General features: G+C 39.7%; 15 protein-coding genes. 8 read left to right on the forward strand and 7 right to left on the reverse strand.

Translation table 11 applies throughout. The features are described from left to right. Positions 1–9: 9 nt before the first annotated feature. Positions 10–621: a DUF1285 domain-containing protein gene (locus ACLCEG_RS13240; protein WP_410567850.1), complete on the reverse strand. Its 612-nt coding sequence runs from the start codon at positions 619–621 to the stop codon at positions 10–12. A gap of 184 nt (positions 622–805) precedes the next feature. Between ACLCEG_RS13240 and ACLCEG_RS13245 the strand changes: the two genes are divergently transcribed. Continuing rightward, a complete protein-coding gene (locus ACLCEG_RS13245) occupies positions 806–2,518 on the forward strand; it encodes a 4Fe-4S dicluster domain-containing protein (protein WP_410567852.1) in 1,713 nt (570 codons plus the stop codon). A 43-nt stretch (positions 2,519–2,561) separates the two neighbouring features. On the opposite strand, the gene ACLCEG_RS13250 is transcribed toward ACLCEG_RS13245, so the two are convergent. Both ACLCEG_RS13250 and tusA read right to left on the reverse strand, forming a co-directional pair. Then, the gene (locus tag ACLCEG_RS13250; RefSeq protein WP_410567854.1) at positions 2,562–2,942 is read right to left on the reverse strand and encodes a hypothetical protein; all 381 of its coding nucleotides are present in this window, start codon (positions 2,940–2,942) and stop codon (positions 2,562–2,564) included. 132 nt (positions 2,943–3,074) lie between these two features. After that, positions 3,075–3,332 (reverse strand): sulfurtransferase TusA, encoded by a 258-nt coding sequence (tusA, locus tag ACLCEG_RS13255; RefSeq protein ID WP_002053527.1) that lies wholly within the window; start codon positions 3,330–3,332, stop codon positions 3,075–3,077. A 184-nt stretch (positions 3,333–3,516) separates the two neighbouring features. On the opposite strand from tusA, the gene ACLCEG_RS13260 reads away from it, so the two are divergent. Then, on the forward strand, positions 3,517–4,356 hold the full coding sequence (locus tag ACLCEG_RS13260) for an HlyC/CorC family transporter (protein ID WP_002156911.1): 840 nt from the start codon (positions 3,517–3,519) through the stop codon (positions 4,354–4,356). After that, positions 4,353–5,912 carry an apolipoprotein N-acyltransferase gene (gene lnt / locus ACLCEG_RS13265; RefSeq protein ID WP_410567856.1) on the forward strand — a complete coding sequence of 520 codons (1,560 nt, stop codon included), beginning with the start codon at positions 4,353–4,355 and terminating at the stop codon, positions 5,910–5,912. Before ACLCEG_RS13260 ends, lnt begins: the two co-directional genes overlap by 4 nt. Position 5,913: 1 nt before the next feature. Here lnt and ACLCEG_RS13270 read toward each other — a convergent pair whose 3' ends face one another. Next, positions 5,914–6,252, reverse strand: coding sequence for a tRNA-binding protein (locus ACLCEG_RS13270; protein ID WP_209045787.1), 339 nt, complete (start codon positions 6,250–6,252; stop codon positions 5,914–5,916). Positions 6,253–6,492: 240 nt separating this feature from the next. Here ACLCEG_RS13270 and ACLCEG_RS13275 point away from each other — a divergent pair, with 240 nt between their 5' ends. Beyond that, a complete protein-coding gene (locus tag ACLCEG_RS13275) occupies positions 6,493–6,753 on the forward strand; it encodes a DUF2798 domain-containing protein (RefSeq protein ID WP_410567858.1) in 261 nt (86 codons plus the stop codon). Positions 6,754–6,818: 65 nt separating this feature from the next. On the opposite strand, the gene ACLCEG_RS13280 is transcribed toward ACLCEG_RS13275, so the two are convergent. The 3 genes from ACLCEG_RS13280 to gspF form a co-directional block, all read right to left on the reverse strand. Continuing rightward, positions 6,819–7,163, reverse strand: a complete 345-nt coding sequence (locus tag ACLCEG_RS13280; protein WP_004698999.1) for a hypothetical protein — start codon at positions 7,161–7,163, stop codon at positions 6,819–6,821. A 265-nt stretch (positions 7,164–7,428) separates the two neighbouring features. Beyond that, positions 7,429–8,013, reverse strand: a complete 585-nt coding sequence (gspG, locus tag ACLCEG_RS13285; protein ID WP_039251176.1) for a type II secretion system major pseudopilin GspG — start codon at positions 8,011–8,013, stop codon at positions 7,429–7,431. A 23-nt stretch (positions 8,014–8,036) separates the two neighbouring features. After that, positions 8,037–9,242, reverse strand: a complete 1,206-nt coding sequence (gene gspF, locus ACLCEG_RS13290; protein ID WP_004699003.1) for a type II secretion system inner membrane protein GspF — start codon at positions 9,240–9,242, stop codon at positions 8,037–8,039. 149 nt (positions 9,243–9,391) lie between these two features. Here gspF and ACLCEG_RS13295 point away from each other — a divergent pair, with 149 nt between their 5' ends. The 4 genes from ACLCEG_RS13295 to ACLCEG_RS13310 all read left to right on the forward strand — a co-directional run bounded on the left by ACLCEG_RS13295 (position 9,392) and on the right by ACLCEG_RS13310 (position 15,326). After that, positions 9,392–11,620 (forward strand): primosomal protein N', encoded by a 2,229-nt coding sequence (locus tag ACLCEG_RS13295; RefSeq protein WP_410567860.1) that lies wholly within the window; start codon positions 9,392–9,394, stop codon positions 11,618–11,620. Positions 11,621–11,695: 75 nt separating this feature from the next. Further along, positions 11,696–13,537, forward strand: a complete 1,842-nt coding sequence (locus ACLCEG_RS13300) for a monovalent cation:proton antiporter-2 (CPA2) family protein (protein WP_410567862.1) — start codon at positions 11,696–11,698, stop codon at positions 13,535–13,537. A gap of 165 nt (positions 13,538–13,702) precedes the next feature. Beyond that, a complete protein-coding gene (locus tag ACLCEG_RS13305) occupies positions 13,703–14,578 on the forward strand; it encodes an Hsp33 family molecular chaperone HslO (RefSeq protein ID WP_004699009.1) in 876 nt (291 codons plus the stop codon). 136 nt (positions 14,579–14,714) lie between these two features. Beyond that, positions 14,715–15,326, forward strand: coding sequence for a LysE family translocator (locus ACLCEG_RS13310; protein ID WP_410567864.1), 612 nt, complete (start codon positions 14,715–14,717; stop codon positions 15,324–15,326). The last annotated feature ends 91 nt before the right edge of the window (positions 15,327–15,417 follow it).

Consider the following 15,417-nt stretch of genomic DNA (forward strand, 5'->3'; position numbering starts at 1 on the left):
GCTTAAACCTCAAGTGCCTAATTGCAAGTGCAAATTACCACTTTTTAACTGCAAAATGGTTTCACCTTTATCATTTTCGACCAGTGTTCCATAGTTCACGAGATGATAAAAAGCTTGACGTTGAATAAGGGCATTAATACCAAATCGGACATGCACATAGGGGCGTAACTCTCCTGCATATTCACGCATAAAAATTGGATGTTCTGCATCAACCACAATCACATCTTGATTGGTCGTCGTGAGTTGTAAAAACTGATCACCTGAAATTTCGACCTGATCCACCTGATTGACCAATAAAGGTTCATCTTCAACTTCGATTTCAATTTGTTCTACAGGGGTTTTCAGGTAGAATTTACCCTCTTCTTTCCATAGGACTTTGGTAAACAAATCCAATAGGGCTTGGCGCTTGATTAATTGACCTTCGTGCCACCATTCTCCATTGGCTTTAACCGTTAAATCCATTTTACCGCAATGCTTTGGATGCCATTGCTCTAGAGGTGGAATTGACCTTTTGTGACTTTGCTGTACATCTTTTAAGTATTGTGCAATGTTCATTAAGTTTTTATCATCAGATAACGGTATTTTTCCCATATCCGATGGGGAATTATTTTGATTTACCATAGTTTATGCCTTGCTGACGAGAAAATATGACGACTCAGCCAATTGGCTAGATCATGGTTTAAAACTATACTAGCCAAAACGATAAAAGGCACAATAGCATATTTGCGCCTATGGATTAAAACTCACGGCAGCACCGGATGATCTGACATTACGGTTGCCACCTTTAAGTATTGAGGAGTCCTACATGGAACACATCGAACGCGAATCGATGGAGTTTGACGTTGTCATCGTAGGTGCAGGGCCTGCAGGTCTATCTGCTGCGATTAAGATCCGTCAATTAGCGATTGAGAATAACTTACCCGATCTTTCAGTTTGTGTAGTTGAAAAAGGCTCTGAAGTAGGTGCGCATATCTTATCTGGTGCTGTACTTGAACCGCGTGCTATTAATGAACTTTTCCCAAACTGGAAAGAAGAAGGTGCGCCTCTTAACGTGCCTGTAACTGAAGACAAAACTTTCTTCTTGCTTTCAGAAACTACGTCTAAAGAAGCACCTCACTGGATGGTTCCAAAAACCATGCACAATGACGGTAACTATGTTATCTCGCTAGGTAACGTTGTTCGCTGGTTAGGTCAAAAAGCTGAAGAATTAGAAGTTTCTATTTTCCCTGGTTTTGCTGCATCTGAAGTGCTTTACCATGAAGACGGTACTGTAAAAGGTATTCAAACTGGTGACATGGGTATTGGTAAAGATGGCGAACCAACGCATAACTTTACTCCGGGTTATGAGCTTCACGCTAAATACACCCTCTTTGCCGAAGGTTGCCGTGGTCACTTAGGTAAACGCCTGATTGCAAAATACAATCTTGATAAAGATGCTGACCCTCAGCACTACGGTATCGGGATTAAAGAACTTTGGGAAATTGACCCAGCAAAACATAAGCCGGGCTTAGTCATGCACGGCGCTGGTTGGCCATTATCTGAAACTGGTTCGTCTGGTGGTTGGTGGTTATATCACGCTGAAAACAACCAAGTGACTTTGGGTATGATTGTGGACTTGTCTTATGAAAATCCACACATGTATCCATTTATGGAAATGCAGCGCTGGAAAACTCATCCACTCATTAAACAATACTTAGAAGGTGGTAAACGTATTTCTTACGGCGCACGTGCTGTAGTGAAAGGCGGCTTCAACTCATTGCCTAAATTAACTTTCCCAGGTGGTTGCTTAATTGGTGATGACGCAGGTTTCTTAAACTTTGCAAAAATCAAAGGCTCACACACTGCCATGAAATCAGGTATGTTATGTGGTGAAGCTGTATTTGAAGCAATTGCTGCCGGAGTTGAAAAAGGTGGTGATCTTGCGGTTGCTCGTGTAACCGAAGGCAAAGATTTATTCGTTAAAGAATTAACTTCTTACACAGACAAATTTAACAACAGCTGGTTAAAAGAAGAGCTTTATAACTCTCGTAACTTTGGCCCAGCAATGCATAAATTTGGACAATGGATTGGTGGTGCATTTAACTTTATCGACCAGAACGTCTTTAAAGTTCCATTCACTTTGCATGACTTGAAACAAGACTTCGCTGCATTGAAAACTGTTGATGCAACGAGCTTCAAGCCAAACTATCCAAAACCAGATGGCAAGCTTACATTTGACCGTTTATCTTCGGTATTTATCTCAAACACTGTACATGAAGAAAACCAGCCAGCTCACTTGAAGCTTACTGATCCTTCAATTCCAGTGAATGTGAACTTACCAAAATGGGATGAGCCTGCACAGCGCTACTGCCCTGCTGGTGTTTATGAAATCATGGAAAATGATGATGGTTCTAAACGCTTCCAGATTAACGCAGCAAACTGTGTTCACTGTAAGACTTGTGATATTAAAGACCCATCTCAAAACATTACTTGGGTAACGCCTGAAGGCGGCGGTGGTCCGAATTACCCTAATATGTAATAAAAAAGCCCCGATTATTCGGGGCTTTTTTATTAGTATCCACTTATTGAAAAGGCGGTATTTTTGCTACGTTTAAATTAAAATTCTTTTTATAGAAAATAAATGTGCCTAATAAAAATAAGCCAAGAAAACCAAAGTTTCGCGCTAAGTCGAAGTACCAAACCGATTTACCAAATAATAAATCAAGAATTAACATCAGCCCGATAAACCTTGTATGCAAGATCAAACTCATCTTTATCTTTGGTTCAGGAGCAAAATATGTATTTCTATAACCTAATATAATTGAACCGAGAATTATAAAAGTGAATAAAATTATTGTAGCCATAGTCTCAGTTAACCAAGAAACTTTTATACTTAACAAACCAGCAAGACATGCGAACCAAAGGAAAATAAATAAGCTTCGTTTTAGAAAATAATCTTTCATTTTTATATGCCATTTATATACTTAATTTTATAGATTATATAATGATTCTTATTTGTAAAAAATTATCATTTTAAAATAATTTAAATGTTTAATGGCTCCCAACATTATTCATTAGAAGCCTTATTTATTCTATTAACCCTTTTTCACCAGATAATGAAATTCTTTATGACCATTTTCATCTAAGCGTTCTTCTTGCAAAAGTAACTCGTGACCTAAATGCATACAAAATTTAGGAATATCCCACGAAGTCGAATTGTCTGTTGCGAAGACCTCAACCACATCTCCAGACTTAGATTTACGAATGGCTTGATGCAACATCATGACAGGTTCCGGACAACGTAAACCACGCGTATTGAGTTGTACAGTAGGTGAAATAGGTTGTTCTGACATAACAAACTCGAACAAATAGAATTTTCACATTTTAGCATAAACCGATCACGGACTTATGAACTGTAACTGGTGTTTACATAACAATATGTGTTTTGTCTTTTACTTTGTTTTATAGATGCATAAGGGCCTTTTCTTCGGTATGATCAATGTATTCATTTGATACATTGAGTCTTTAGGAAAGATCATGCAAGAGGAACCGAGTCCGTCGTGGGGAATGCGAGGCTTACGAAAGTGGTTAGGTACAGCGCCCGAAACCCGAGATGAATTATTAAAACTAGTCCAAAATTCACGTCGTTTTTTAGAACCTGATACTGTTGCCATGCTTGAAGGTGTTCTTGACCTTCCTGCTACAAAAATTCGTGAAGTTATGACGCCACGAACAGCAATGATCAGTATGCAAGAAGATGATCAGTTACTTGATATTCTTCACGTATTGGTTGAGTCTGCTCACTCACGTTTTCCAGTTTTCTCAGCTGACCAACCCGATAACGTCGTCGGTATTTTATTGGCAAAAGATTTACTGCCATTTTTGACTGAACCGAATACCAAATTAGATATTGGCTCGCTTATGCGCCAGCCATTATTTGTGCCTGAAAGCGCACGTTCAGATCAAGTTCTTCGTATGCTCAAACATACCCAAACCCATATCGCAATTGTCATTGATGAATATGGTTCAACGGCTGGTCTTGTTACGCTTGAAGATATTCTTGAAGAGATCGTTGGTGAAATTGAAGACGAACATGATACTGCTGATGAAGATGCACAGTACATTGTTCCAGATAACGACCATACTGTAGCGAATGCATGGATGGTGCAGGCACTTACACCAATTGAACACTTCAACACTGTTTTAGATGCTGATTTTTCTGACGATGAAGTAGAAACTGTCGGCGGTTTATTGCTTCAAGAAATTGGTTTAGTCAGTGATTTACAAGGTCAGACTGTTGAACTTGGAAAGTGGTTATTTACGATTGTTGAAGCAGATGCCCGCACTATTCATCTGATTCGAGCTGTACGTCAATGAGAGCATACTTTGAAAAGCTGTTAGATTCTTCGCAACAACAAAAACAGCTTCCTTTAATTTTTCCATTGCTCATTGCTTTATTTTCAGGTGCCGTGTTCAGCTTTGCACTGGCACCTTATTATTGGTGGTGGCTGGCAATTTTGTCTCCTGCCCTACTCTATGCGACATTGCATAAACGCTCAGCCAAACAAGCATTTGCGATTGGCTGGAGTTATGGTTTTGGTTTATGGTTTGTAGGGGCTTTCTGGCTCTATACATCTATCCATGTATATGGCGATACCAATGCCTTTTTAAGCGTATGTATGATTGCTGTTATGGCTCTTGTGATGGGGTTATTTACAGCATTTCAAACTTGGGTTTATCGACGCTTCTTCCCTGAAACACCACTGACTTTCGCACCTCTCTGGATTGTTTTTGAGTGGGCTAAAACTTGGGTATTTACGGGTTTCCCGTGGCTATTTGTAGGTTACGCTTTTACTGAACGCCTACTCGATGGTTATGCACCGCTATTTGGTATTTATGCAATTTCCTTCGTGGCAATTGTTCTAGCGTGTGCTTTAGTCGAAGTTCTACGTAAGCGTATTTTTTGGGTTATCCCTGCTACCCTATTGGTTTTGGGCGCATGGGGAGCATCATATATTCAGTTTGTACAACCTAAAGCCGCTAAACCGCTTAGTGTTTCGCTTATTCAAGGTAACATTCCACAAGATTTAAAATGGCTGACTGAATATCAAGTTAGAACATTAGAAATTTATGCAGGTTTGACTCAATCTGAATGGGGCCGTGACCTGATTGTATGGCCTGAGTCTTCAATTCCACTCTTCCAAACCGACATTGAACCGTTTTTGGATGCCATGGATGCACAAGCTAAAAAGAACCATACCGCTTGGGTAACCGGTATTCCTTATTGGGATGTTGCAAAATCACATCAAGTCGGCAGTCCTCTGTATTACAACAGTATTATGGCGTCTGGCAGCGATTCAAGCGGCCTTTATAAAAAGCAGCGTCTTGTGCCGTTTGGTGAATATATTCCGCTTTCAGGTTTACTCTCTTGGGTGTTACCAGCCATGCAAAATGATATTAGCATGAGCGGTTTTACACGTGGTGAGAGCAACCAGAAACCACTCTTAATTAAAGGGCATGCGCTTGCTGCTGCAATTTGTTATGAAGTGGCATATCCGAACCTGACACGACGTAATGCAGAAGATAGCGACTTCTTGGTGACTGTATCTAATGATGCTTGGTTTACGGGTACTGCTGGCCCATGGCAACATTTACAAATGGTACAAATGCGCGCGAAAGAAAATGGTCGCTGGTTTATTCGTGCAACCAACACAGGTGTAACAGCATTTATTGATCAAAATGGTCATATCACTGAACAAGCACCGATTGATAAAGAGTTTGTCTTGAGAGGTGATTTACCAGCTATGCAAGGCCAAACTCTCTATAACCGTCTAGGTGATTACCCAATTTTAGGATTTGCAGTATTACTGTTGGTTTTAGGTTGGATCTATCGTCCACGTCAAGTTGATGTGTCTTATAAATCACGTCGCTAAATTATAATAGCTTTGTACCCAGAGGCACTTCAAACTCTGGGATACAAAGTGCTACATCCCCATCTGCGTTATGAAACCCTGTCACTAAACATTCTGACTGAATAGGCCCGATTTGTTTTTTAGGGAAATTTACGACAGCAACGACTAATTTACCAATCAAGTCCTGCAGTTGATAAAGTTTAGTAATCTGAGCACTCGATTTACGTACACCCAATTCTTCACCAAAATCTACATGCAGAATATAAGCAGGTTTACGCGCCTTTTCAAAAACCTCAGCTTGAATAATTTTACCTACACGAAGCTCTACTTTTAAAAAATCATTCCACTCGATTTGTTCCATTTACTTTTCTCATATTCTTAAATATCTGATTTGAAGCATATAATATGTACAAATAAAGAAACACCCTCTTTTTATTTTCAGCTCTCAAAATTCATGTTAAATTAAATCTGCTGACTCAAAAGCCGTAAACGTTTACGTCAATCAACGTGCCAACATACCTCCAACAATGCTTGGAGCTATTTATTCAAAATATTTTTATATTTTGAATGGCACGGGCGTTTGTTGGTTTACGGAGTTAAAATGAAAAACTCACAATCTTTATCTAGTTTTAGAAAACTTCCAAATCGCTATACCTCTATCGTTTTACCATTTCTTTTATCGATCATTATGACTTTTGTGGTTTCAATGATTAGTACATTACGAAGTTTGGGATTAGAAGAATTTTCCCTATATGTATGGATGTCTGCATGGGCAATTTCTTGGATAATCGCTTTTCCAACATTACTTTTAGTCTTACCGATCGTCCGTAAAATCACGACACTATTGGTACAGCCTGCTTAAACAAAAAAGACGTAGATTTAATATCTACGTCTTTTTCAAAAATGAAGTTAGCTATCATATCAGTATTAAAAAGCGATAGATAACTGCAAAGATAAATAAGCAACTAGACTTGATAAAAAAACCATTGGTACATAGCGATAAGCTTTAAAAACTAATTGCTCATATTTAGATGATATTTGTTTCGCTTGCCATACGCTCGCTTTTAATGCAGTGAAAAAGCTCACCATTAACCATGCACTGACAATACTTAATGCGAAGAAACCAATCATGATTTGGCTGCTACCTTCTGTACTCAGCCATAGTTTTAATGAAACTTCAGCAATTGGTAATAATGCTAAAATCAATAGGACAGACTTAAGCATCGCCCAATGAAACTGATTCAGTTCATCAAGTACGAGAAATGCTTTCATTTAATCTCTCCCATAGTTTTATAAAGTGGTTTTTATTTATTATGCAAAGCTTTTATTTAAATATATAGCTTATTTTCTCTCATATTTTAACTTTCTTGTAACTATTAAATATGGGAATAATTCTTATTTTAAATCTCAAATCTAATTATTAACTTTATTACTTTATTTTCAACAGCTTATTATATTTTTGTGATTAAGAAAGATTATCAATTCGAATTATCAATTTCTCTTACTCTCTGAATCGATAATCTCTCTTATATTTTAATTAAGGCTGGTAATAAATATCTGCATCGTTACCTTCACCACCTTCTTTACCATCTGCACCAAATGAATATAGGTCAAAAGGATGGCCGTCTTTTCCAGGAATGACGTATTGAATATCATTTTTCCAACTATCTTTAGGGTAACCACCTTTCACATAACCACCCGGCATCCAGTTTTTTGCTGTAGCAGGTTGGTTAATAAGTGCATCTAGTCCACCTTCTTGCATAGTTGGGAAATGCCCGTTATCAAGCTTGTACTGATCTAAAGCACCCGCTACACCCTTCAAGGTAATTTGAGTCGTATCGATTTTAGCTTTTTCACTACGGCCCATAACGTTCGGTACGATTAAAGCAGCCAACACGCCTAAAATTACAATAACGACCATAACTTCAATAAGGGTAAAGCCTGACGCACGTTTCATTCGAGCACCGCTCGAACGTGCCGCAAGTCCGAAAGCTGTGCTTGAGGAACAAACATCTGATACAGAGCTATGCTCAGAATGGCACGTTGGCTCAAGCTGATTTGAAACCGCAGCTTCACTATGTTGTTTCATCACTGTTTCGCTTTGAATATTTTTTACTTTCATCATTATCTCTAATATCAAAGTTATTAAATCATATTGTTCATATTTACGATTGGTAGCATAACCGCGATTACAATAACCAGCACAATGCTTGCCATTAATACCAGCATAAGCGGTTCAAGTAATGCCAATAAGGTTGAAATAAATGTCGTAACCTCACGGTCTTGCATAGTCGACGCACGTTCCAGCATACGGTCAAGCTCACCTGATGCCTCACCACTTCGAATCATTTGTACCATCATTGGTGGGAAATAACCACTGCGCTCCAATTGCGTACCCAAGTTACCACCTTCTGTGACACGTTCAGCAGCATGAGCAATTGAGTCACGGATCACCCAGTTATTGGTCACAGCAGCACCAATTTTTAAAGCGTCTACCAAAGGCACGCCTGAACGAGTCAAAATAGATAAAGTACTGGCAAAGCGTGCAGCATTAATACCACGGGACAGTTTACCGAATAATGGCAGTTTGAGTGTTAAGCGATCAAAAGCATAATGACCAGCCGTTGTTTTTAAAAACCGCACAAAGGCAACAACGCCTATCACAGCAAAAAGAATAATAAACACCCACGCATGGCGAATAAAATCACTCGCTTTCATTAAAGCGACTGTAATCCATGGTAAGGCATCTTTGCTTTGATCGAAGGTTTTTACAATCTCTGGGACAACGTAGGTCATTAATCCCATCACAATACCAAATGACATGAGCATTAAAATGATCGGGTAAATCATGGCACCTTGAACTTTCTTTTGCATAGCAAAACGGTTCTCAGTGTAGTCGGACAACTGATCTAAAATCAGGTCCAAATGCCCTGAACGCTCACCTGCGGCAACCGTTGCAATATAAAGGTCAGGAAAACGTCCTGACTGTTGCATGCCTTGCGCAAGTGAATGCCCTTCTAATACTCTTGAACGAACAGAGAGTAAAAGATTTTGCACATGTGCTTTTTCACTTTGTCTGCTCACGGCGCGCAAAGCTTCTTCTAGAGGAATTGCAGCAGCAACCAAAACAGAGAGTTGTCTGGTCATTAGTGCCAAATCGTAAGCACTAAACTTTTTTTGAAATAATCCGTGGCTTTGATGCTTGTCTTTTTGTTCAACAGGATCAACGCTAATCGGAGTCCATGCTTTATCACGTAATTGTTGGCGAATCTGACGTGCTGAGTCTCCCTCAAGCACCCCCTTTTGCTGCTTCCCTGAAGCATCAATAGCAGTAAATTGATATGCAGGCATGGTAATGTTCTAATTTTCCAAAAATAATAGTCGCTGCTGTTGCATCTATGCTACGCAATCATTCATATTCATTCTATAGCCTGTGTAGAATACCCAAGTCCTCTTCACGACGCTACGCCGTTTTTTTAAAATTGACGAAATGAGCCTCTATGACCATAACGCCAAAACCTGATTCTATTGTTTATCGTGTGCGTGTTGCCGTACCTGTGCATCTGTACGACACTTTTGACTATACACTCACCAAAGCACAATATGAACGAGCTCAGGTAGGTTCACGCGTCGCTATTTCATTTGGACGGCAGAACCTGATTGGTATCATTACTGAAAAAGTTGACCCACAAGAATCATTTACAGGCAACTTTCAGCTTAAAGCCATTTCTGAACTTTTAGATGATGAACCTATTTTAGATGAACAAGTTTTAAATTTATTGACATGGTCAGCACAATATTACCAATTTCCAATTGGTGAGGTTATGCAAACGGCCCTACCCGCGTTATTGCGTCAGGGTAAACCGATGGATGTGTTGTTTCATTTATGGAAAATCATTCCATGTGACAATGTTGAAGCTCTGTTAAAGCGTTCCATTAAGCAACAAGATGCTTATCAGATTTTAAAATTGCACCCTGCGGGCACTACAGAAAATATTCTTAATTTAAGTGGTGTAGAAACGGCTACGCTTAAAGCGCTGCAAAAGAAAGGACTCATAGACTGTACACTTGAGCCTCATGATTTTAGCCCAGCACCTGTGCAATTGGCTCAAATGCCACTTACGCTAAATGATGACCAAAAGAAAGCAACTCAGCACGTCATTAACGCACAGCATCAATATCAGGCGTTCTTGTTAGATGGCTTAACGGGAAGTGGGAAAACCGAAGTTTATCTGCACATCATGCATGAAGTACTAAAACAAGGTAAGCAAGTACTGGTGTTAGTACCTGAAATTGGTTTAACCCCTCAAACTATTTCACGCTTTAAGTCTCGTTTTAATTGCGATATTGCTTTACTGCATTCGGGCTTAAATGACTCTAAACGCTTACAAGCTTGGCAACAGGCTCAAACAGGCAAAGCATCTATTATTTTAGGGACTCGCTCAGCCATTTATACACCGCTGCCACGTTTGGGCCTTATCATTTTAGATGAAGAACATGACCTGTCTTATAAACAGCAGGAAGGCTTTCGTTATCATGCGCGTGATGTCGCACTGTACCGAGGCCACTTACAAAGCTGTCCTGTTATTTTAGGCTCGGCGACTCCAAGCATCGACAGTTATCACTTGGTGGAAACTGGCAAGTTAACCTCACTGCAACTTAACCAACGTGCAGGCCACGCGCTTTTACCTAAAATGCATTTGATCGACCTTAAAATTGTCAAAAAACAGCATGGAATTAGCCAGCCTTTAATCGAGCAAATTAAAAATACCCTAGCAAGAAAAGAACAGGTTTTAATTTTTTTAAATCGTCGTGGCTATGCGCCTGTACTTGTGTGTGAAAGCTGTGGATGGCAAGCGAATTGTCCACATTGCGATGCGCATTTTACGTTGCATACTCAGCCTTATTCTTATTTGCATTGTCACCACTGCGGCACGGTTCATCGCTTGCCAGACCACTGCCCTGAATGTCAGCAGAAGAGTTTAAAAACTTTAGGTGCAGGAACAGCTAAGGTTGAAGAACACTTACAAGAACTATTCCCAGACTATGATGTGATTCGTGTTGACCGTGACAGTACAAGTCGTGTCGGTAGCTGGCAAAAAATCTATGATCGTATTCATCAAAACAAACCCACAATTTTGCTTGGTACTCAAATGTTGGCAAAGGGTCACCATTTTCCACATGTGACCTTGGTTGCTATTTTAGATATTGATGCAGGTTTACTAAGTGTCGATATTCGTGCGCCAGAACGTACTGCACAGTTGATTGTACAAGTGGCTGGTCGTGCAGGTCGTGGAGAACACAAAGGTCATGTTTATTTACAGACTTTAAGGCCAGATCATCCTTTACTCACTACACTCATCGAAAAAGATTATCGGGCAGTCGCAAAACAAACATTAGCTGAGCGTAAAGTTGCATTACTGCCGCCTTATCGTTATGCAGTCTTAATTCGTGCTGAGTCGAAAGATCGTGACTATACCTTACATTTTTTAAATGAAGCTGCCGAACAGCTTCGCCAAATTGCAGGTGATATTGTTGATATTTGGGGGCCGATTCCAGCACCAATGGAACGTAAAGCGGGACGTTACCGCGCCCATATGGTGATTTTGTCTGCCGACCGTGCTCGTCTGCATTTTTACTTAAGACAATGGTGGGCTCAGTTGGTTCATGCACCAAGACAGCATCAACTTAGACTCTCTATTGATGTTGATCCGCAAGAATTTAGTTAGATGATTTGAATATGATGGTGTGAAGAAGCCTTTTTGGCTTTACACTTAAAAAGATCAATACATTCGGGGTAATGAATGTCATTCCTACTGCAAGCAACAATTTTTCTTGGAGCTTCTCTGATTTTAGTCCCTTTGGGTAAACGCTTAGGGATTGCAACAGTTTTAGGTTATTTATTTACGGGCATCCTTCTTGGCCCAAGTGTTTTAAATATTGCCCATGACCCTGAAGCCATTATGGAATTGGCTGAGTTTGGGGTCATCTTACTTATGTTCCTCATTGGCTTAGAGTTACGTCCACAACGTTTATGGGAAATGCGTGACTCCATTTTCGTGATGGGAAGTTTGCAAGTGGTGATTACGGGTGTAATTCTTATGCTCACCGTATTGCTACTATTTCAGCAACAACTTGCTGCCAGCTTTGTCATTGGTTTTGCCCTCGCACTGTCTTCTACTGCGTTTGTATTACAGTTACTGACCGAAAAACAACAACTCAATACCACCTACGGTCAGCAATCGTTTTCAATTTTGCTTTTCCAAGATATTGCAGCGATTCCTTTATTAGCAGTCATTCCACTGTTAGCAGGAACAGAATCTACTCATCATGGCATTGCTTATTTTGCTGCCATCATTGCAACATTCAGTGGTCTGTTCCTATTTAGTCGCTATGTGATGCGTCCATTTTTCCGTTTCGTTGCAAAAAGTGGTGCAACTGAACTGATTACCGCAGTAGGGTTATTTATTATTCTTGCTGTTGTGCTACTCATGGATACTTTAGGGATTAGCACAACTCTAGGCGCTTTCCTCACTGGGGTACTTTTAGCCGACTCAGAGTTCCGTCATGAACTTGAAGCAAGTATTGCTCCATTTAAAGGACTATTACTTGGTTTGTTCTTTATGACTGTGGGCATGACCACGCAACTGTCTTTACTGATTGAAATGCCTTGGCTCATTATTGGTGGAGCGATTGGCCTACTCGTTATCAAAACCCTCGTGTTAACTACCATTGCCCGCTATAAAAAATACAGTTGGAACAATAGTCTGCTGCTTGGAACTTGCTTGGCTCAAGGTGGTGAATTTGCTTTTGTCATTTTAAGTCTTGCGAAAAGTGAAAAAGTTTTAACTGATGCTTTATTAGAGCCTGTTACGCTAATTGTGACGTTGTCGATGGTCCTTACACCAGTAATTTACTGGATTATGGCAACTAAAATCATTCCTTTGTTTAATAAAGAACGTCCACCTGAGTATGATGAAATTCCTCAGCAAGATAATCCAATTATCATCGCTGGGTTTGGACGCTTTGGACAAATTATTGCACGTATTGCCCGCTTGCAGCACTTAGGCTTTACTGCCATCGACAACAACCTTCACCAAGTGGACTTTGTGCGTCGATACGGCGGTAAACTCTACTATGGAGATGTCACCCAACCTGACTTACTTCGCTCGGCAGGCATCGAAAAAGCCCAAGTATTTATTCTCGCAATAGACGATGTCGAAGACTCTATGAACGTTGCACGGCATTTAAGATTGAACTATCCCCACATAAAGTTACTAGCACGTGCACGTGACCGACATCATGTACATCTATTAAGAGACTTAGGTGTTGAACATATTTGGCGTGAAACCTATTTATCATCATTAGGTATGGCTTATCGCGCTTTACGCGAACTTGGTATTTCCGATGAACAAGCCTATAACAATATCGAAATCTTTCGAGATTATGATGAGAAATTACTCATTCAGCAGCAAAGCATTTATACCGATGAACAAAAGGTTTTTGAAACTCATCGTAATGCGCTGGCTGAACTTGAACATCTCTTCGAAAGTGATGCACAGCAAGCCACATCAAGACATGACGTGGACTTAAAGCGTCATTTACAACCAAATCGTATCGACATTACACGAGATCACGAAGAATAACTTGAGATTTCGCAAAATGGCTATATTAAGGACTTATTCACATTGCCTAAATGATTGCGACAATCGGTACAAAAGTTGCCGTTGTCCTGCTTGCAGCTTCGCTGCATTCCCTAAGCTTGATTAAACCGAAGTTGTTATAATCTGCTTAGGGCCCTGGAGAATATTATGTCTGATTTACGCCAACGCTTTTATATAGAGGACTTTCCTGTTCGCGGTGAAGTAGTTCATCTAGAAGAAGCATTACAAACTATTTTAGCTCAACGCGACTACATGCCTGCGGTTAAAATTCTACTAGGCGAGATGTTGAGCGCGACTGCATTACTTGCAAGTACTTTAAAAATCAAAGGCCGTATCAGCTTGCAAATCCAGGCTAGCGGCTCTTTCAAATGGGCTATGGCTGAATGTAATCACTTAGGTGAAGTTCGTGCTTTAGCAGACTACGAAACAGATCCACGTTTTGTTGAAGCAACTGACAGCAGTACAGTCCTTGGTGCTTTAGTTAATCCAATTTTATTTATTAACATCGAACCCGAGCATGGTGAGCGTTATCAAGGGATCGTACCTCTTGACCAGACAAATCTAGCGGGTTGTTTGATGCAGTATTATGATTTATCTGCTCAAATTCCAACTCGTATTGTATTGGCAAGTACAGCTAAACGCTCTGGTGGTTTACTCATTCAGTTATTACCTCGTCATGATGAAGAAGAGCAAAAACTGGTTGATGAAGACCTATGGCCACGTTTGACTATGCTGACTGAAACACTTAAGCCTGAAGAACTGACTGAGCTTTCAGCGAATGAGATTTTGTATCGTCTCTATAACGAAGAAGAAGTACGCTTGCCAGAAGTTGAACACTTAAAATTTGGCTGTACGTGTTCTAAAGAACGTTGTGCTAAAGCATTACTTCAAATTGGTGTTGATGCTGTTCATGAAACACTGGAAGCTCAGAACCCAATTCAAATGGATTGCCAGTTCTGTAACACCCGTTATGAGTTCACTGCTGAAGAAGCACTGGGTTTATTTGGTGAACATTTGAGTTAATTACTCACTTCATAAAAAGGCGGTTAAACCGCCTTTTTATTTATCTATAGTTTTTGATGATAATTTTCAGCATCTTATTTTAAATCAGTTAATATGAGCTTACTTTATAGCCTAATAAACAAGATGCTTATATTTCATGAATTATTTTGATTATTTTCTCTTTATTTTTAGTGTCATTATTATGATTGCTACCCCTGGCCCAGTCATGATTTTAGTGGCAAGCGCTGGACTTAAAGGCGGCTATAAAAAAGCACTTGAAACCATTTTTGGTACAAATCTCGCATCACTGGTTTTAATTTTTATTTCAGTACTCGTACTTAAAGGAGTACTCGGTATTAATGAAAGCTATTTAAATATTATTCGTGTTTTAGGCTGTCTCTATATTGGCTATTTAGGTTTGAGCATTCTAAAAGAAGTGATTCAAGCTCCACATCCAGAAGCAATACAAACCGTTTCTGCCCAAAATGGTGGTTTTAAAAAAGGCTTTTTGGTCGGTATTTCAAATCCTAAAGATATTATTTTCTTTTCGGCTTTCTTTCCTCAGTTTGTCTCTATTTCACCTAACTTAAATTTCAGTCTAACTGTTCTTACCCTGACATGGATTGTTTTAGATTTTTTAACCCTGTCTTTAGTGTATGTATTTTTCCGTCGCCTTTCTAACAGCCACTTATACCCTAAAATACTCGGCTTATGCGGCCTATTGCTTTTATTAATTGCCTTATACGGTTTATATCAGACGTTCATTTAAGCAATCAGAGGCATAACCCTAATCGACTTATGTCTCTTCCACCTTGCCTCTCCATTTCTGTAAGAGAACAACTCTTATACAATCTAGCTCA

Origin of the sequence: Acinetobacter sp. H1(2024) (genome assembly GCF_046557555.1) — a bacterium.
GTDB lineage: Bacteria > Pseudomonadota > Gammaproteobacteria > Pseudomonadales > Moraxellaceae > Acinetobacter > Acinetobacter seifertii.